Origin of the sequence: Aurantimonas marina (assembly GCF_017183135.1) — a bacterium.
GTDB lineage: Bacteria > Pseudomonadota > Alphaproteobacteria > Rhizobiales > Rhizobiaceae > Aurantimonas > Aurantimonas marina.
In genome coordinates, this window is record NZ_JADDXW010000002.1 from 104,278 (window position 1) to 121,538 (window position 17,261).

A 17,261-nucleotide genomic window follows, 5' to 3' on the forward strand; every position below is an offset into this window, starting at 1 on the left:
AGCCCCTCCGCCACCGAAGCGGACCCGACGCCCGCAGAGGCATGGATCCCCGCGCAAGCGCGAGGATGACGAGGCGGAGAAGTCCGCTCACCAACCACCAACGCCCGTGGTAGAAAAACCGTCCCACCGCGCCTATTCTCAGACCAAACTGGCATGGGAGCGATCATGACCCGACTTGAACAGATCGAACAGGACGTCGCCGGTCTGTCCTCCGACGAGTTGGCCCGGTTTCGCGACTGGTTCGACGCCTACGCCGCCGAGCGCTTCGACGCGGCGCTCGCGGCGGACGCCGAGGCCGGCCGGCTCGATGCCCTCGCCGACGCCGCGCTGGAGGATTTCCGCGCCGGCCGGACCCGCCGCCTTTGATCCATCACGCGACGCCGGCCTTCTGGAGTGCCTATGACGGCCTGCCGCAGCCGGTGCGCGCCTTGGCGGACCGCAACTTCGCGCTCCTCAAGCGGGACGCGCGGCATCCGTCACTGCGTTTCAAGCCCGCCGGCCGGTTCTGGTCGGCGCGGGTCGGCTTGCGCTACCGCGCCTTGGCGGTCGTCGAGGGTGACGCCTGCATCTGGTTCTGGATCGGCAGCCACGCGGAGTACGACCGTTTGCTCCGGGGCTGACCGTCGGCCGCACGGAAAAGCAGCTGGGCAAGAGGCGTGGAGCGCCGGCGCGCGACCGGGACAAGGGGAAACCCCGCCGCAGAAGAAGCCGAAGCCGGACCTGACGGGCTCGGCCCCTACCTCCCCCCTTGTGGGGAGGTCCGGGCAAAGCGAGGGGTGGGGGTGAATCGAGCGCCAACCGGGGCGGTAGATCACGCCCCCCGCCTGGCAGCGCGCCGTCCCCTCCGCCGCGTCATTCTAGGCCGCAGGCCGGGGATCCATGCCAAGCCGTTGCCGCCGCTCTGCCAGAGAATATGCACCGTTCCTCAGTGGAAACGAGCCCCTGCGTTCGATACTTTTCGATGGCAGACTCCCATTCTACACATTACGATTGTTGCATTCACGAAATTTTAAGAGCTGGGACATGGGGAAATCGAAAATGAAGCACACACCTTTGCGCGACCTAAAACGCAAAGGGAAAAAGATCGAATCACCTTTCAACAAACTTCGCGGGGTGACTGGGCTTAGCTATTCGAGCTGGAAAGATAAGCGCCTATTAAACTGCCTTTGGCTATGCCTAATTCGAACTAAACTGAATCAGCGCTCTTTTGTCTGCTTATGTCACCAAATTGCAGATCGCCTCCATCGGCTTTCGGTCCATGGGAAGGTCGAAGTATTTGTTACACACCAGCGACTCGCCTCTCTAGATTACGATATATTTCGTTGGCTCATGGAACCCCTCACTCACGTCAGCCTGAAAGATACTCTTCGTCCGCTACTCCTTGTCGAGACCCTACCTGATCTTGAGCACTGGCGTCGATTCTTGCAAACAGATCCTGAGGAGGCCGATGATTTCAATGCGCTAGGTCAAGCCGTATGGACATGCTTCGATCACCACTCCCAAGAAGCAACCGACGTGCGCTGGGCCAAGGTCGTATCCTTCTTGGCAGCGGACAAGTTGCGCCTGCCCAGCGAGCAGTCTGTAAGACGCATCACCGAATACCCAGACTTTGATGACCAGACAGCCGCGCGACCCTCAATCCGTGCCCTGGAGATAATGTTCGGCGACAGAACTGGCAGCGGAGATCCAGTCGACGGGGATTTCGATGCCGAACCGTCATGGGTGTTTTTCCTCCGACGCACTCCTTGTATCTTGAGCGATAGGGGGAAATTGGACCATGACGTAGATACGAAAGCGGTGAAGAGTGCGATTTCTCTATACGGATCGATATCGGATCATTACCATTCGTGTATAAAAACTACGGGTATAGATCCTCGCCTAGAGGCATCATTTGGCCTAGTTCTTTTTGCGACATCGCTATACGTTGAAATAAACTCAAGCTCAATACATCGACTCTCTGCGTCTCGAATTGCCCTTCGGACTATTGTAGAGTGTTTTATTAACTTATCGTATCTTTCAAAGGAAGACAACGAAACGATTTGGCTGCAATTCCGAAATTATGGCATCGGGAAAGCAAAACTCGCGTTCCTAAAGAACGTTGACGAGGATAAAACACCAGATTTTATCGATGTTGAGAAGTTAGAATTCTTTGCCAACGAGGATTATTGGCAGGAATTTATAGACATAGATTTAGGTTCTTGGAGTTCTAAAACCCTTCGAGATATCGCGGTTGCTTCGAGCGTTAAAGATGTATACGATAAGCACTACGATGTTTTGAGTGCATTTTCACATGGAAATTGGCTGGCTGTAAGGCATGTTGTTTTCGATACTTGCCTGAACCCGCTCCACCGATTTCACCGTGTACCGCATACTCCGTACATGGACATGCGTTCAGCGACGAATGACATGGGCGGTCTCGTCAATCGGATGGTCGACACGTTGAACACTCTCTATCCCGGTATCCGGGCTCGCCTTGACCGGCCCGCATAATCCGCCCACCGCTTACTGCCGGAGACTCGCTCCGGGTTCTAAAAGGGCGAATCTGGTATCGGCCAGCAGAGTTTCGAAGCGGTGATCTGCAACTGCTTTGTCTGCATGGTCGGTCTCCGACGCGGACATCGTAGCACCCCTCCCCCCAAAAAAATTCTCCCCACCCTGTCCGCCTCCCGCATACTCTGATCACCGCCGGCCCACGGATGGGCACGAATGATCACCGGGATCGTTCGGGGGCCAGCGGGCGGTGTCCGCGACGGGACTTCTTCCGGAGAAGTGCCCGGCCCGGACGACCCTTTGCTCCGCCGGACCGTCCCCCACTAATGAGGGGTCTGCGGATCGGTCCGCTTGAGGCCCCGCAAGGGCCGAAGAGCCGGCAGCGCATGGGAGCCCACTCAAGGCAAGGGCGCCCGTGTCGAAGGGTTGGTCAAACGCCGCGCGGGATGCCGGAGGCGGACCGTATGACGTAAAACAGTCGGAGGGTTCGCCTCCGGCGTCCCGCCGCTCGTCTCGTTCGAGACGAGACGGCAACAGGGGCCCGTCAGTGAGCGGCGAAGCCGCGAAACTTAAGGACGGGACAAAGAATCGCTGGCCCCTCAGCGAGCCGCAAGGCGAAGCTTAAGGACGGGACAGAGAGTTTTGCCCCGCCCTTAAGTGGAAAGCCACTGGCGGGGCTCAGGGGCCCCTCAGCGAGCCGCAAGGCGAAGCTTAAGGAGGGGACAAAGACCTTCATCACCCGGCCGCGAAAAACGCGGCGCGGGAGTGTTGTCGCACGTCTGGAGGAAAGCCATGCCGAAGCGCCCCGCCCCCGCCCCACCGGCCGACGAACCGCCGACGCCGGAGGAGATCGCCGCCAGCCAGGCAATGGCCCGCGAACACATGGAGATCGTCCGCCGCGCGCTGCTGCGGGCCGGCTGGCGGCAGGGACCGCGCCGCCAGAATCTGCGGAGCGTCTGGCAGGCGATCGCGGCGGGCACGGCGTCACAGGCGCCCGGACACAGCGACGCCCGCATCCTCGCCGGCATCGCCCAGCGCATCACCCCGCGTTGCCGGCGGCCGGAATGCCGGCGCGCCTTCACCTGTCGCCACGGGACGCGGGCGGACGAGAAGGCGTCCGGCGGGTTTCCGCCCTGTTTCGCCGCGCTGCCGCAAGTGCTGCGGATTTCGCTGCATTTCGCCCTGGCGCGGCTGTGCGATCCCGCGGCGTTCCGCGACGGTCCGCTGGCCCATCAGGAGGAAGCGATGCTGCGCGCCGCGCAACAGGAACTGGCCGAGCCGGTGGCGCCAGAACCTGAGACCGTCGCCTCGCGAACCGCGCGGCCCGAGCCGGACGGGATCGGGCTTGCGCCATCGCCGCGTCCGGCCCAGCCGCGCATCGTCACGCTGGACTAGGGCTTTCAGCGCGGCACGGCGCCGTCCATCATCTCGGCCTGGCGGCTCCAGCTGGCGCTCTTCACGCCGTCGGGCGTCGCGGCGCAGGCACCCAGGGCGAGCGCGAGGAGAAGGATGGCGGGGACGAGGCGGTGCATGACGGTCTCCGGGAGCTCGGCCAGGGCAGCGGGAGCAGCCATGCAAAAGGCCGCCCCGCGAGGCGGAACGGCCTTTCATTGCGCCGCGATTGCAGCCTTATTTTGTCGTCTGCTCGCCCGACCCGTCGGGATCGCGCTCGGAGCTGTCTTCCGTCGTCCCGGCGGGGCTGGTGTTGCCGCTCGCATCGGTGGTCGTGCCGGCACCGTCGACCGGGCCGATCTTTTCGAGCGAGCCGTCGGGATCGCGCTCGCTGCTCTCTTCCACCGTTCCGGCGGCGTTGGCATTGCCGCTCGCATCGGTGGTCGTGCCGGCACCGTCGACCGGGCCGATCTTCTCGAGCGAGCCGTCGGGATCGCGCTCGCTGCTTTCCTCGTTCATCGACGCCATGGTGGCGGTGAACGGCATCACGACGGGCTTGCCATCGGCCATGGTCGGTGTGTCCACGTCGGTCGCGCCCTCGCCGAAATCATAGGTGTCGTTGCCGTTGGTCTCGTCATGCAGCATGACCATGTACTGGCCGTCCGCGGCCAGATCCATATCGGCCTCCACCGCGACGTCGGTGCTCTCGCCGGCCGGGATCGCCACATGGCCGATCGAGCCCGGAACCACCGGCGCGCCGTCCTTCACCTCGTGCAGAACAAGATAGCCGCCATTGTCCGACGACACCTTGGCGAAGGTCGCGGTCTTGCCTTCGACCTTGACGCCGGTGGTGTCGATCATGTTCTCGGCGAATGCGCTCGAGCCGAGCGCCAGAAGCGTCGCGGCGGTCGTCATCAGAAGCTTGTTCATGGGGTGTCCTCCATTTGTGGATGGGATCGCGAAGCCGCTCCGGTTTACGAAGCATTCGCGATTGGCCGAACAACGGGCGGTTCGGCGGGAGGTTGCATCGAAAGCCGTCAATCAAGTGGATGTGAGGGAAGCTCGGCCGGCGGCTGGAAAGGGCCCGGCGACGGCTTTGTCCCGCCGGGCGGATCGGGTAAAGGCGATGCCACGCCACATCCCGCAAATCTCAGACGGCAAGGACGACAATGACCATCACCCTCGACAAGGCCCGCATCATCATCGCCGAAGCGCTCAAGACCGGCGCCGCGAACGGCTGCAAGCCGCTGACCGTCGCCGTGCTCGATTCCGGCGGCGCGCTGATCGCGCTGGAGCGCTCCGACGGCTCCTCGCGGATGCGGCCGGACGTCGCCATCGGCAAGGCCAACGGCGCCATCGCGCTTGGCATCGGCTCGCGGGCGATCTTCAAGCGGGCCGAGGAGCAGCCCTTTTTCGTCCAGGCGATGAACGCGCTCGCCAAGGGCTCGCTGGTGCCGGTGCCGGGCGGCGTGCTGGTCAAGGGCCAGGGTGGGGCGATCCTCGGGGCCGTCGGCATCACCGGCGACACCTCCGACAATGACGAGATCGCCGCCATCGCCGGGATCGAGGCCGCCGGGTTCCAGGCCGATGGCGGGTAAATCTGAAACCATTTCGCCGCTTCACCAAAGCTTGTGTTGATCGGGCGCGCGTCGCCGGCCTTGATGGGGCGACACCGTCCATTCGGCACGAGACTGAGGAGATGACGATGGGACGCAACCCCTTCGCACTGGCCGCACTGGCCGCCGGCGCCCTGATGGCGTTCACGTTGGCGCCCGGCCCGATCGCGGCTCAGACGACCGCGACGGCGATCTTCGCCGGCGGCTGCTTCTGGTGCGTCGAGAGCGACTTCGACCATGTCGACGGCGTCGTCGAGACCACGTCGGGCTATATCGGCGGCACCAACCAGAACCCGACCTATGAGAACCATCCCGGCCACGTCGAGGCGGTGAAGATCACCTACGATCCCGCCAAGGTCTCCTACGACGAACTGCTCACCGTGTTCTGGCACTCGGTCGATCCGACCGACGCCGGCGGCCAGTTCTGCGATCGCGGCCATTCCTATACCACCGCGATCTTCGCCACGGATTCCGAGCAGATCGAAAAGGCCAAGGCTTCCAAGGCCGCGGTGAAGCAGGACCTCGGCACGGTGGTGACGCCGATCAACACCGCCCCGACCTTCTGGCCGGCGGAGGGCTACCACCAGGATTACTACCAGAAGAATCCGCTGAAATATAAGTACTATCGCTTCTCCTGCGGCCGCAACGCGACGATCCGCAAAGTCTGGGGCGACAAGGCCTTCGAGGGCATCAAGGATTCGATGAGCTGAGGGGCGGCCGGGACGGTTTGGAGGGAACCCGCCGCGCCGCCGGCAGTTGGACTCCAGACTTCACACGGGAGACGATCATGACCTTCAGGACCCTGGCGCCACTGTTCGGCGCGGCCCTCTTTCTCGCCCCCACTCTCGCCCAGGCCGAAGACGACTGGATCGCCAAGCAATCGCCCAAATCCGTCGCTGATACCGTCGCGGCGCTGACGGCGGCGATCGAGAAGGCCGGCGCCAAGGTGGCCCTGACCCTCGATCACCAGGCCAACGCGAAATCCGCCGGCATGGAGCTGCCGGCGACGACGGTGGTGATCTTCGGCAATCCGAAGCTCGGCACGCCGCTGATGCAGGAGAACCGACGGATCGCCCTCGACCTGCCGCAGAAGATGCTGGTCTGGGACGAGGATGGTCAGACCATGGTCGGCTATCTCGAGCCGGAGGAACTGGCCGAACGTTACGACATCGACGACGATGCCGAGCCGGTGGAGGCGATGGAAAAGGCGCTCGACAAGCTGTCGGACGCGGCGATCGCCGAATAGCGCCGCGCCGTCAGCGGTTGAGCGGCTCGATCCAGATCTCGCCGGCCATCACGTTGTCCGGCTGCGACAGCGCATAGAGCACGGCCCCGGCAATATCGTCCGGGGTCAGCGCGTTCGGCTTGGGCTCGTCGAAGAACGGCGTGTCGACCATGCCGGGCTCAATGAGCGTCACCTTGACGCCCTTCTCGCGCATTTCCTCGCGCAGATTGTAGCCATAGCCGGTGACGGCCCATTTGGTCGCGCCATAAACCGAGCCGGGCAACACCTTGCGGCCGGCCACCGAACCGGTCAGCAGATAATGCCCTTTGGCCGCGACGACGGCGTCGTGGGTCGCCTTCACCGTGAACATCAGGCCGAGAACGTTGGTCAGCACCATCTCGCGCCAGTTCTCCACGTCGCCGCCCGCGGTGCCGGTGCCCTTGGCGCCGAGCCCGGCATTGGCGAAGACGGCATCGAGCGCACCGAAACGGTCGAGAACGGCGGCGACCACCGCCTCTTGAGCGGCAAAATCCTGGACGTCGCAGGCAAGCCCGATCGCCTTGTCCTCGCCGAGTTCGGCGACCAGCCCGTCGAGCTTGTCTTTTGAGCGGGCGGTGAGCGCCACGCGGTAGCCAGCCTTGACGGCGCGGCGAGCGGCGGCCGCGCCGATGCCGGTCGAGGCGCCGGTGATGAGCATGGTCTTCATGGAATACTCCTTGATCGTAATTCAGGCGGGCGCCAGTACCGGATGCGGCCGTACCGGGACCCTTATGTGGATCGCGGCCGCCTTCAGGAAAGCCCGGACATCTCGCGCGGCCACGCGATGCCACCCGAATCGTCGCAGAAAATCGGTTTCGAACGGAACCGTTGACGGCTGGGGCGATTATGCAGGCGACCGCTTTTCGGTATCAGAGTGGGCTTACGCGCCCGGATGCCGTGCAACCCCTCTCACGAAGGAGACGATCATGGCCAAGAAGGACAAGACCAGGCTGCACACGAGCAAGAACCCGCTGTCGGAAAACATCCGCGGTTCGATGGTGCAACTGTTGCAGAAGCATCTCGGCACGGCGGTGGATCTGACCTACCAGACCAAGCAGGCCCACTGGAACGTCAAGGGCATGAACTTCATCGCCGTGCACAAGCTGTTCGACGAGCTGCACGAGGTGACCGAGGCCTATGTCGATGACATCGCCGAACGGCTGACAGGTCTGGGCGGCCAAGCGCATGGCACGGTGCAGGCAGCGACGGAAAATTCCGTGCTCGCCCCCTACCCGCTCGATCTGGTGAAGTCCGAGGACCATCTGAAGCGGCTTGCCGACTCCTACGCCCATTGGAGCGACGAGGTGCAGAAGGGCATCGAGGAGGCGTCCGAGGCCGGCGACGCGCTGACCGAGGATCTGTTGACCGAAGTCGGACGCGGCCTCGACAAGTCGCTGTATTTCCTGGAGAGCCACTTCCAAGCGTAAGGTGCCCGCTGGCGCAACGCCGGACAAGAAAAAAGGCGGCCCTGAGGGTCGCCTTTTTCGTTGCGCCATAGGGTGTCGAGCGTCTCTTACGCGATCGTCTGGCCGGTCTTCTTCCAGTCGGCGAGAAAGGCCTCGAGACCCTTGTCGGTCAACGGATGCTTGACCAGGCCCTTGAGCGTCGCCGGCGGCACGGTGGCAACGTCCGCGCCGATCAGCGCCGCCTCGCGCACATGGTTCATGGTGCGCACCGAAGCCGCCAGGATCTCGGTGTCGAAGCCGTAATTGTCGTAGATCCGGCGGATGTCGGCGATCAGCGCCATGCCGTCGAGATTGATGTCGTCGAGCCGGCCGATGAAGGGCGAGATGAAGGTCGCCCCGGCCTTGGCGGCGAGCAGCGCCTGCACCGCCGAGAAGCACAGCGTCACATTGACCAGAAAACCCTCGCCGGTCAGCGCCTTGCAGGCCTTCAGGCCATCCAGCGTCAGCGGCACCTTGATGCAGACATTGTCGGCGATTTCAGCGAGGATCTTGCCCTCGCGGATCATGGCGTCGGTCTCGGTGGCGGTGACCTCGGCCGAGACCGGGCCGTCGACGACGGCGCAGATTTCGGCGACCACTTCCTTCATCGGCCGGTTCGCCTTCATGATCAGCGAGGGGTTGGTGGTCACCCCGTCGAGTAGCCCGGTCGCCTGCAGTTCCTTAATCTCGGTGATGTCGGCGGTGTCGACGAAGAATTTCATGGCGCCCTCTTTGGGTTCGGTTCGCAATCTGCCGCGTCTTAGCAGGAGTTTGGTGGGGGAGGCTATATGGGAGATGTTCCGGACGGAAATGCAAAATATGGTCCAGCCGATATTCGAGCAGATCGCACGGACGGGCTATTTCAACGCTGTTCGACTCTTTTCGAAAGTACCAAGCCGAAGTTACGATGGACCAATCTTCCGACGCTCATTCGATCGTGATGCGGTTGGGGATGGTGGCCGCGCTTGGAAACAGAGAGATCAATTCGTCAGTGACATAATAGCGGCGGGGCTTTTTAGCGCTCCCGCGGTCAAGCGCTTTGGCGTCGTGGAGAGCCACAACAGCTAACTGGAACAGCGAAACGGAGCGCGGAAACTTGCCCTTTTGCGCTTCCATGAACTGCCGGATCGTGTCCACGGGCGTTGCATATTGAGATCGTAGGTCGCGACGAATTGCGCTGTAGATGTTCTCGCCCAGGCGCCTGCCGTTACTCGGACGCATTTCAGCAGGAATAACGCCGTCTTTTACCAGCTGATCGATCATGGCAGTCACGCTGCTACTCGCGGTCATCTCGCGGCGTTTAACGACTTTTACCGAGCGTGAGTTCGTGCGAAATCGTGATAGGTTGCGATCAATTGATTCAATTTGAGCAATCAGCTCTGCGGCAAGTCGACCGGCCCGCGCGTCATATACGCCTGCCTTATAGACCTGTGGGTGGGTGATTTTCGACCACGCATGCTGCAAAATTGTGCGGATCTGAACTTCGACGGTGATCCGATCGATACCGGTTCCGAGCCCGAGCTTATCCTCGAGTCGGCAATATACCCGGGTACTGTCGAAGTCGAAGATGCGTTCATCCTGTAGCGTTGTCCCGGACTTAACCGAGAGAACGTCAAAGGCTTTTCTTAGGAACCTACGAACATCCTCTTCTTGACCGAGCGTATCGATCACCACAGCGAAGGCGATGGCATCGTCGATACTATCGAGGTCGGCATACCGCCCGGTTTCCAATTTATCACGGAGCGATTCCATCATCTTGGCTCGTCCTACGAGTAGGAAGCCACGTCGCTTACAATAGTCCTCGAGAATAACCCTTGCGCCGGTTTCCACTGCATGGAGCGTACTCTGTCGCTCAGCGAAGGCCTGTTCAAGCGTCTTCACTTCAGAGCCCCGTTAGAATCGCCTTAATGATATTGATACGAGTGCGGCGCGGTCCAGAATCATTAGATGCAGCGCGGGCAGCGTCCAGATAGCGGCTTTCGTCGGTGATCTGATCGGCCCCCGCTTCACCGCGCTCCACTCCGCGCAAATTGTTTAACCAAGCAGTGAGATTCGCCGCAGCGTCCGCCGGACTCGGACAATTCCCCTCCCGCTGCAGCTCAACTACCGCAGCAAAGAGTGAATAAAAATCGGCTTGATTACGCAGGCGGCTTGTGAGAATCGCGTTCGCGCCCGGCCCATCCACGATCTGCGCGATGAAGCGGATTGCCGCTTGGAAAGCGGCAACTGTTGCAGCCTGACCAGCCCACTCCTCCTCCCGTTCACCAAAGGCTTTGTCGAGGTCGGCCTGCGATAAGGATCGCTCACCGTTCTCAATAAACAGGAGCATCACCGCGACGTTTTCGACATCCTTCATCTGTCGCATAGATTGCGGTGCGATGTTGGGGAATCGCGATGGAAGTATTTCCTCAATTTCCCCTGCCAATCTTTCTGTTTCACTAATGAAAATACCAGAAAAAATTGCATGACGCAGCTCTTGCTGAGTGAGTTTCGCCACGTTCTTGTTGATTCGGTTAAATATATCATTGATAACCGCCTCATTTTCCTGCTCGATGAATTCGACAGAAAAGGCGTAACGCCAGACATTTAGCTTAACATTGTCGTCGAGAGCACTAAATGATTGCCCACGCAGAGCCATTCCGGGATGCTCTTCGCTGACCATGATTTTGTCACTTACGAAATCAAACAAAGTTGTAAGGCGCTGCTTTCCATCAACAACTTTATACAAAAAAGATCCGTCTGGCTTGATCTCTTCGTAAAGAAATACGGCTGGGCATGGATAATTAAGAAGGACCGTTGTTATGAAGTCGCTACGGAATCGTTCTGGCCACACGCTCCTACGCTGGTAGGGAGGCGACAAGTCGAGCTGATCGCGCTTCCATAAGTCGTGAAGCCAACTGAAGGGACGAAATTCGGCTCGGCGTTGCATTCTAATGCTCCTTAATACCTATGGTTAGAACACGGGCAGCTTAGGAGGCAAGCAAGGCTGCTGAGGTCTTCAAGCCGTGCCGGTCCTCGTCCTACTACCCGCCGAGAGGCCCGCGTTCGCATCTCTCATTCATTGAAGAGATCGGCGTGCGTGCCCGTGCGGGCCAGTTGGAGTTCGTCGCCGACAACACGGTATATCAGCAGCCAGTCGGCCTCGAGATGGGCGTCTCGATAGCTTTTCCATTCGCCCTTCAGCGGATGATCCTGATAGCGCGTGGGCAAATCCTTGCCGGCGAGCAAAAGTCCCAACAGATCACGCAGCTTGAAAAGGTCCTTGCCGCGTTTGTCGACCCGCTTCACGTCACGGCGAAACTGGCTAGAGCGGACCGGAGTCAGCACCTTAGAGGCCAAGGTCCTCGAACAGATCGTCGGCGGAGGCGAAACGCTTGCCCTCGCCCTGTTCCAGCTCGGTCATGGCCTTGCGCGTGGTCGCGTTGGGCACCTTCACCTGGAAGGGAAACTCCTTGTCGGCGGCCACGCGCACCAAAAGCAGGCGGATCGCGTCGGAGACGGACAGGCCCATCGCGGCCAAGGCTTCCGTTGCCTCGGCCTTCGTCGCTGCATCAATTCGGGCACGAACAACACTATCGGTCGCCATCTGACAATTCTCCCCGCGAACGACCACAATGTAGCTACGCTTCACCGCTATCGCAAGCGCCGCTGCTTTCGCGCCGCCCATCCGATTCCCGTAAACTCACTCAAACCTCGGCGATTCGCTTCGCCGGCCGCCGATCCGCCCTCGCCCGGAGCCTCTTTTGTCCCAAACCGGCCAGCTCTTCGAAACGCGTGTCGTGCCGGTCCTCGTCCCGCTTCCGGGCCAACCGGATTACCCGATGACCCGGCGAACCGTCGTCACGGCTTTGTCGATGGATGGCTCGTAACTCGCCAGCGGCGGCTTGATTCCGTGCAGGAAGAGCTCCTTGCGAATTTCATGCGAGGTGCCGGTCAGCACGACTTTCACACCCCGCCGGGCGGCCTTGCGGGCCAGCCCCTCCAGTGTGTTGGCGGCGGTGGAATCGAGAAAGGGAACCGCCTTGAAATCGATGATCAAGGCGCGATGCGTGTCGGCGATGCGGTCCAGCACCGAGCCGATCGATGCCGCCGCGCCGAAGAAGAACGCCCCCGAGATCCGGTAGACGACCACGTCGGGGTCCATCGCCGCCGTCTCGTCGTAAGGCGAGCGGCCGTCATTGGCATCATCGGCCCGGTCCTCGGCGACAAACGCTCCGTGCGTCGCGATCACCGTCGTTTTCGACATGCGGTGAATGAACAGGACCGAACCGAGCGCGAAGCCGACGACGATCGCTTCCGTCAAATCGCGGAAGATCGTCAAAAGGAAGGTCGCCAGGAGAACCGCGGCATCGCCGCGCGAGGCCCGCAGCAGCGTCGCGAAGGCATGTTTTTCGATCATGTTCCAGGCCACGACAGCCAGAACGCCGGCGAGGCTGGCCAGAGGAATGTAGCTCGCGAGCGGCGCTGCAACCAGAACGAAGAGGAGAAGAAAGACGGCATGCAGCATGCCCGCGACAGGTCCGTGCGCGCCGGCGCGCACATTGGTGGCGGTGCGGGCGATCGTGCCGGTGACGCAAATGCCGCCGAAGATGCCCGAGGCGACGTTGGCCACGCCTTGCGCGACCAATTCGCAGTTCGATCGATGACGGCGACCCGTCATCCCGTCCGCCACGACCGCCGACAGCAAGGACTCGATGGAGCCGAGGAGCGTGAACGCCACGGCGCTCGGCAGCACGGCCTGGATTTTGGCGAGCGTGAATGCCGGCAATGACGGCAGTGGTAGGGTGCTGGGAATGCCTCCGAAGGCGGTGCCGATCGTCGACACCGGAAGATGCGAGAAAGCGGTTGCGGCAGCGGCGGCGCTCACCGCGATCAGCATCCCCGGCCAATGCGGGCGGGCGCGTTTCAGGCCGGTGATGACGACGATGGTTGCGGCGGACAGCGCGATCGCCGCGGCGTTGACGCTCGGCAGACCGGCCCAGATGACGGGCAGTTTCTCCAGCAGCGGCCCGGGCTCGTCGCCCAGTGTGAGACCGAGAAGCTCCTTGATCTGGCTGGCGAAGATGATCACGGCAATGCCGGCCGTGAAGCCGACAGTGACAGGATACGGAATGAACTTGATGTAGGTGCCGAACCGCAGCAAGCCCACCGCCATCAGCATCACGCCGGACAGGATCGTGGCCAGGAGCAGCCCGTCCATACCATGCAGTTGGACGGTCGTCGCCACCAGCACGATGAACGCCCCGGCGGGACCGCCGACCTGAAAGCGGCTGCCGCCGAGGGCCGAGACCAGAAAGCCGCCGATGATCGCCGTATAGAGCCCCTGCGCCGGCGTCGCACCCGAGGCGATGGCGATCGCCATCGATAATGGCAGCGCGACGATCGCCACCGTCAGGCCGGCGATGGCGTCGGATCGGAACTGCGAAAGGCCGTATCCCTCGCGCAGGACGGTGATGAGTTTGGGCGTGAAGAGCGCGACAAAGCTCGGGTTGGATGTCGCGGTCCGAATTGAGGGTTTCATGTCCATGATGTCCGGCGGCCTTGGGAAAAGGCGGCGGGATCGTCGGCATCAGTCGTCGGTCGCCGTCGCGTTTATTGCTCGTGTCAGCTTCGCGGTTTCGGCACCTTCAGCCGAACCCCCCGGCCCGACGAAACACTCTGTGCGTTTTCGCCGATCAACTCGATTCCGGCGCGGTCGAGCGCCTCGACGACCTTCGTCAGACTCTCGACGACACCGCGAACATTGCCCTGGCTGGCCTCCATCCGCTGGATGGTGGGCACCGATACGCCGGCGCGTTCGGCCAATGTCTTCTGATCGATGCCCAGAAGCGCCCGGGCGGCGCGTAGTTGTGAGGCCGTGATCATGAATCATTCTGCCGAGGCTCGGATAGGTAAATCGATATCTACACAAGGCACACTGATATATCAAGTATCGTTACTGCCGCTTCATATGCTAATCGACGGCCTCCCCGGCGCCCACGACAGAAGCGCACTCGATTTGCGGTAAACGGAGCGCGAAATACCGCTGATGGCATGCGGCGGAGAACCTGCGCATCATCGCTGCCCCAAGGCCGCGGACCTGAGCAATCTGGTCCGCGGCTGCCGCCAGAGCGCAGCATCGCTTTCCGCCATCCGTCCGACTTCGTAGACTTGCCGTTCCGAGTGCGATTCGGTTTCGCTCGTCGCAAGCCGCCAGATCCCTCCCCTGCCCTCCGCCCGGAGCCCCTCTTGTCTCAGACCGGCCAGCTCTTCGAGACACGTACCGTGCCGGTCCTCGTGCCACTGCCGGCGGAGCGGCCCTATTCCTATGCCGTGCCGGACGGGATGGAGGTCGCGCCGGGGTCGATCGTGCAGGTGCCGCTCGGCCCCCGGCAGGTGGCGGGCGTCGTCTGGGACGGGGCCACCGACCGGGTCGACGCCAAGAAGCTCCGGCCGATCACCCGCGTCTTCGACTGCCCGCCGCTCGACGCCACGATGCGGCGCTTCGTCGACTGGGTCGCCGATTACACGCTGTCGCCGCCGGGGCTGGTGGTGCGCATGGCGCTGAGGGCGCCGGCGGCGTTCGACCCGGAGCCCTGGATCGAGGGGATCGAGGCGACGGGCGCCCTCCCCGACCGCATGACGAGCGCGCGCGAGCGGGTGCTTGCGGCCGCGCAGGAGGCGCCGGCCTGGTCGCGCTCGGGCCTGGCCCATGCGGTGGGCGTGACGCCCTCGGTGGTCGACGGGCTGATCAGACAGGGCAGTTTTCGCGGCGTCCGCCTGCCGCCGCCGCCGGCGGTGGCCGCGCCAGACACGGGCTATGGCCGGGCCGAACTCAACCCCGACCAGCGCGAAGGGGCGGACAGCCTCGCCGCGAGCGTGGCGAAGGGCGGTTTTTCCACGACGCTGCTTGAGGGCGTCACCGGCTCGGGCAAGACGGAGGTCTATTTCGAGGCGGTGGCGCGCGCCCTCGACGCGGGCCGGCAGGTGCTGATCCTGTTGCCCGAGATCGCGCTGACCCAGAGCTTCATCGACCGGTTCCACGCCCGCTTCGGCGCGCCGCCGGCCGAATGGCACTCCGACGTCGCGCCGCGCCAGCGCGAAAAGATCTGGCGGCAGGTGGCGGAAGGAAGGGTGAAGGTGGTGGCCGGGGCGCGCTCGGCGCTGTTCCTGCCGTTCCAGAATCTCGGCCTGATCGTCGTCGACGAGGAGCACGACCCGGCCTACAAGCAGGAGGAGCGCACTTTCTATCATGCCCGCGACATGGCGGTGGTGCGCGGCTCGATCGGGAAATTCCCGGTGATCCTCGCCTCGGCGACGCCGTCGGTGGAAACGCGGGTCAACGCGGCGGCCGGGCGCTACGGCCATGTGCGGCTCGCCGGCCGCTTCGCCGAGGCGGCGATGCCGGACCTGTCGTTGATCGACATGCGCGCTGCTCCGCCGCCGCGCGGGCGGTTTGTGTCGCCGGTGCTCGGACGGGCGATCGCCGAGACGATCGCGCGGGGCGAACAGGCGCTGTTGTTCCTTAACCGGCGGGGTTACGCGCCACTCACGCTCTGTCGGGTCTGCGGCCACCGCTTCCAGTGCCCGGACTGCTCGACCTGGCTGGTCGACCACCGGCTGCGCGGCCAGCTGCAGTGCCACCATTGCGGCTTTTCGATGCCGCGACCCGAGGCCTGTCCGGAATGCGGCATGCTCGATCACCTCGTCGCCTGCGGACCCGGCGTGGAACGAATCGCCGAGGAGATGCTGACGGATTTTCCCGAGGCGCGGACGATTCTGTTATCCTCCGACCTTCCCGGCGGCGCGAGACGGCTCAGGCGTGAGCTCGACGCCATCGCCGAGGGCGAGGCCGACATCGTCATCGGCACGCAGCTGGTCGCCAAGGGGCACCATTTCCCGATGATGACTCTGGTCGGGGCGGTCGACGCCGATCTGGGGCTCGCCAATGGCGACCCGCGCGCCGCCGAGCGGACCTTTCAGCTCTTGCATCAGGTGACCGGGCGGGCGGGCCGCAGCGGTGGGCGTTCGAGCCGCGGGCTGATCCAGACCTTCCAGCCGGAGCACCCGGTGATGCAGGCGATCGCGTCGGGCGACGCCAGCCGCTTCTACGAGCGCGAGATCGCCGAGCGCGAGCGCACCCAACTGCCGCCATTCGGGCGGCTGGCCAGTGTCATCGTCTCGGCGAACAGCCGCAAGGAGGCGGAGGAGCATGCCCGCGCGTGGCGGCGGGCCGCAGCCGAGGACGTCGACATTGAGGTGCTGGGCCCCGCCGAGGCGCCGCTCGCCGTGCTGCGGGGCCGGCACCGGTTCCGGCTCTTGGTTCACGGGACACGCCGGTCGCCGATCCAGGCGTTTCTGCGCGCCATGGTCGCGGCGGCACCACGCCCGCGTGGCTCGGTTCAGGTGCAGATCGACGTGGACCCGCAAAGCTTTCTGTGAGACATGCTCAGCGAGGGGAAAAGGTGTTAGAGGAGGAAGTCGATCGCAATGCGCTGGAAGCCCGTGGTGATGGGGTTGGTCCTCGGTGTTCTGGCGAGCGGCCCGGTGCCGGCCCAGGACAAGTCGAATGCGGCCGGATTCCCGCTGGTCTCGCCCTTCGCCTCAGCCACACCCGGACAGACGCCGCCGACCGCCGCCAACGAGCCGCCGACGGCCCTTTCCATCGGCGTTCTGCACTGGGCTCCGATGGCGAATCGATGCGCCTTCGTCGATCCAGATCGCGCCGACACCGCCGTGGAAGGGAGCCAGGCCTTCGTCTTCCTGACCATGACCCAGAGCGGCACCGGCACGACGGCCGGACCCGAACGCGGCTACGTGCTGGCCAATGGCCTGGTGCGCGAACTGGAAAAGGGCAAGACCGCGCCCAACAAGGATGGCCAGGTGGTGACGGTCTGGCGCTCGGCCGGCGAACCACGCATCAACGTCAATGTCGTGCTGGACGAGTCCCATCAGGAAAATGGCGTCACCCGCTATTCCGGTTCGATGACGCTGTTTTGGGGCGACAAGAAGGAATCGGTGTCGATCGCCGGCCAATGCGCGGATTGATCGAAAACGCGTGACGCCCAGGGCGCA

20 protein-coding genes are annotated in these 17,261 nt (G+C 63.2%); 10 read left to right on the forward strand and 10 right to left on the reverse strand.

Annotated features, from left to right (window positions below; translation table 11 throughout):
- Window positions 1-165: 165 nt before the first annotated feature.
- The 4 genes from ING15_RS03215 to ING15_RS03230 all read left to right on the forward strand — a co-directional run bounded on the left by ING15_RS03215 (window position 166) and on the right by ING15_RS03230 (window position 3,885).
- Entirely contained in the window at window positions 166-366 is a 201-nt protein-coding gene (locus ING15_RS03215) for a hypothetical protein (protein WP_206453339.1), read from the forward strand.
- Window positions 363-620, forward strand: coding sequence for a ParE family toxin-like protein (locus ING15_RS03220; RefSeq protein WP_206453340.1), 258 nt, complete (start codon window positions 363-365; stop codon window positions 618-620). Before ING15_RS03215 ends, ING15_RS03220 begins: the two co-directional genes overlap by 4 nt.
- Window positions 621-1,023: 403 nt before the next feature.
- Window positions 1,024-2,490 (forward strand): DUF5677 domain-containing protein, encoded by a 1,467-nt coding sequence (locus tag ING15_RS03225; protein WP_206453341.1) that lies wholly within the window; start codon window positions 1,024-1,026, stop codon window positions 2,488-2,490.
- 792 nt (window positions 2,491-3,282) lie between these two features.
- A complete protein-coding gene (locus ING15_RS03230; protein WP_206453342.1) occupies window positions 3,283-3,885 on the forward strand; it encodes a hypothetical protein in 603 nt (200 codons plus the stop codon).
- 5 nt (window positions 3,886-3,890) lie between these two features.
- Here ING15_RS03230 and ING15_RS19690 read toward each other — a convergent pair whose 3' ends face one another.
- Window positions 3,891-4,022, reverse strand: coding sequence for a hypothetical protein (locus tag ING15_RS19690; protein WP_269812725.1), 132 nt, complete (start codon window positions 4,020-4,022; stop codon window positions 3,891-3,893).
- A gap of 97 nt (window positions 4,023-4,119) precedes the next feature.
- On the reverse strand, window positions 4,120-4,812 hold the full coding sequence (locus ING15_RS03235) for a DUF7282 domain-containing protein (RefSeq protein ID WP_206453343.1): 693 nt from the start codon (window positions 4,810-4,812) through the stop codon (window positions 4,120-4,122).
- A 239-nt stretch (window positions 4,813-5,051) separates the two neighbouring features.
- On the opposite strand from ING15_RS03235, the gene ING15_RS03240 reads away from it, so the two are divergent.
- The 3 genes from ING15_RS03240 (at window position 5,052) to ING15_RS03250 (ending at window position 6,744) form a co-directional block, all read left to right on the forward strand.
- A complete protein-coding gene (locus tag ING15_RS03240; RefSeq protein ID WP_206453344.1) occupies window positions 5,052-5,480 on the forward strand; it encodes a GlcG/HbpS family heme-binding protein in 429 nt (142 codons plus the stop codon).
- A gap of 107 nt (window positions 5,481-5,587) precedes the next feature.
- Entirely contained in the window at window positions 5,588-6,208 is a 621-nt protein-coding gene (gene msrA / locus ING15_RS03245; RefSeq protein ID WP_206453345.1) for a peptide-methionine (S)-S-oxide reductase MsrA, read from the forward strand.
- Between the two features lie 77 nt (window positions 6,209-6,285).
- The gene (locus ING15_RS03250) at window positions 6,286-6,744 is read left to right on the forward strand and encodes a DUF302 domain-containing protein (RefSeq protein ID WP_206453346.1); all 459 of its coding nucleotides are present in this window, start codon (window positions 6,286-6,288) and stop codon (window positions 6,742-6,744) included.
- Window positions 6,745-6,754: 10 nt separating this feature from the next.
- Here ING15_RS03250 and ING15_RS03255 read toward each other — a convergent pair whose 3' ends face one another.
- Window positions 6,755-7,429, reverse strand: a complete 675-nt coding sequence (locus tag ING15_RS03255) for an SDR family oxidoreductase (protein WP_206453347.1) — start codon at window positions 7,427-7,429, stop codon at window positions 6,755-6,757.
- Window positions 7,430-7,688: 259 nt separating this feature from the next.
- Here ING15_RS03255 and dps point away from each other — a divergent pair, with 259 nt between their 5' ends.
- On the forward strand, window positions 7,689-8,189 hold the full coding sequence (gene dps, locus ING15_RS03260) for a DNA starvation/stationary phase protection protein Dps (RefSeq protein WP_206453348.1): 501 nt from the start codon (window positions 7,689-7,691) through the stop codon (window positions 8,187-8,189).
- 86 nt (window positions 8,190-8,275) lie between these two features.
- On the opposite strand, the gene fsa is transcribed toward dps, so the two are convergent.
- The 7 genes from fsa to ING15_RS03295 form a co-directional block, all read right to left on the reverse strand.
- Window positions 8,276-8,929, reverse strand: coding sequence for a fructose-6-phosphate aldolase (fsa, locus tag ING15_RS03265; protein WP_206453349.1), 654 nt, complete (start codon window positions 8,927-8,929; stop codon window positions 8,276-8,278).
- Window positions 8,930-9,134: 205 nt separating this feature from the next.
- Window positions 9,135-9,962, reverse strand: coding sequence for a nucleotidyltransferase family protein (locus tag ING15_RS03270; RefSeq protein WP_206453350.1), 828 nt, complete (start codon window positions 9,960-9,962; stop codon window positions 9,135-9,137).
- A gap of 127 nt (window positions 9,963-10,089) precedes the next feature.
- Entirely contained in the window at window positions 10,090-11,136 is a 1,047-nt protein-coding gene (locus ING15_RS03275) for a DUF262 domain-containing protein (protein ID WP_206453351.1), read from the reverse strand.
- Between the two features lie 125 nt (window positions 11,137-11,261).
- The gene (locus tag ING15_RS03280; protein WP_206453352.1) at window positions 11,262-11,534 is read right to left on the reverse strand and encodes a type II toxin-antitoxin system YafQ family toxin; all 273 of its coding nucleotides are present in this window, start codon (window positions 11,532-11,534) and stop codon (window positions 11,262-11,264) included.
- Between the two features lies 1 nt (window position 11,535).
- The gene (locus ING15_RS03285; protein ID WP_206453353.1) at window positions 11,536-11,793 is read right to left on the reverse strand and encodes a type II toxin-antitoxin system RelB/DinJ family antitoxin; all 258 of its coding nucleotides are present in this window, start codon (window positions 11,791-11,793) and stop codon (window positions 11,536-11,538) included.
- A 228-nt stretch (window positions 11,794-12,021) separates the two neighbouring features.
- Entirely contained in the window at window positions 12,022-13,728 is a 1,707-nt protein-coding gene (locus tag ING15_RS03290) for a SulP family inorganic anion transporter (RefSeq protein WP_206453354.1), read from the reverse strand.
- 83 nt (window positions 13,729-13,811) lie between these two features.
- Window positions 13,812-14,072 carry a helix-turn-helix domain-containing protein gene (locus ING15_RS03295; protein WP_206453355.1) on the reverse strand — a complete coding sequence of 87 codons (261 nt, stop codon included), beginning with the start codon at window positions 14,070-14,072 and terminating at the stop codon, window positions 13,812-13,814.
- A gap of 363 nt (window positions 14,073-14,435) precedes the next feature.
- Between ING15_RS03295 and ING15_RS03300 the strand changes: the two genes are divergently transcribed.
- Together ING15_RS03300 and ING15_RS03305 are read left to right on the forward strand one after the other, a co-directional pair.
- Complete coding sequence (locus ING15_RS03300) at window positions 14,436-16,628, forward strand: primosomal protein N' (RefSeq protein ID WP_206453356.1); 2,193 nt, start codon at window positions 14,436-14,438, stop codon at window positions 16,626-16,628.
- 48 nt (window positions 16,629-16,676) lie between these two features.
- On the forward strand, window positions 16,677-17,234 hold the full coding sequence (locus tag ING15_RS03305; protein ID WP_206453357.1) for a hypothetical protein: 558 nt from the start codon (window positions 16,677-16,679) through the stop codon (window positions 17,232-17,234).
- Window positions 17,235-17,261 lie beyond the last annotated feature (27 nt).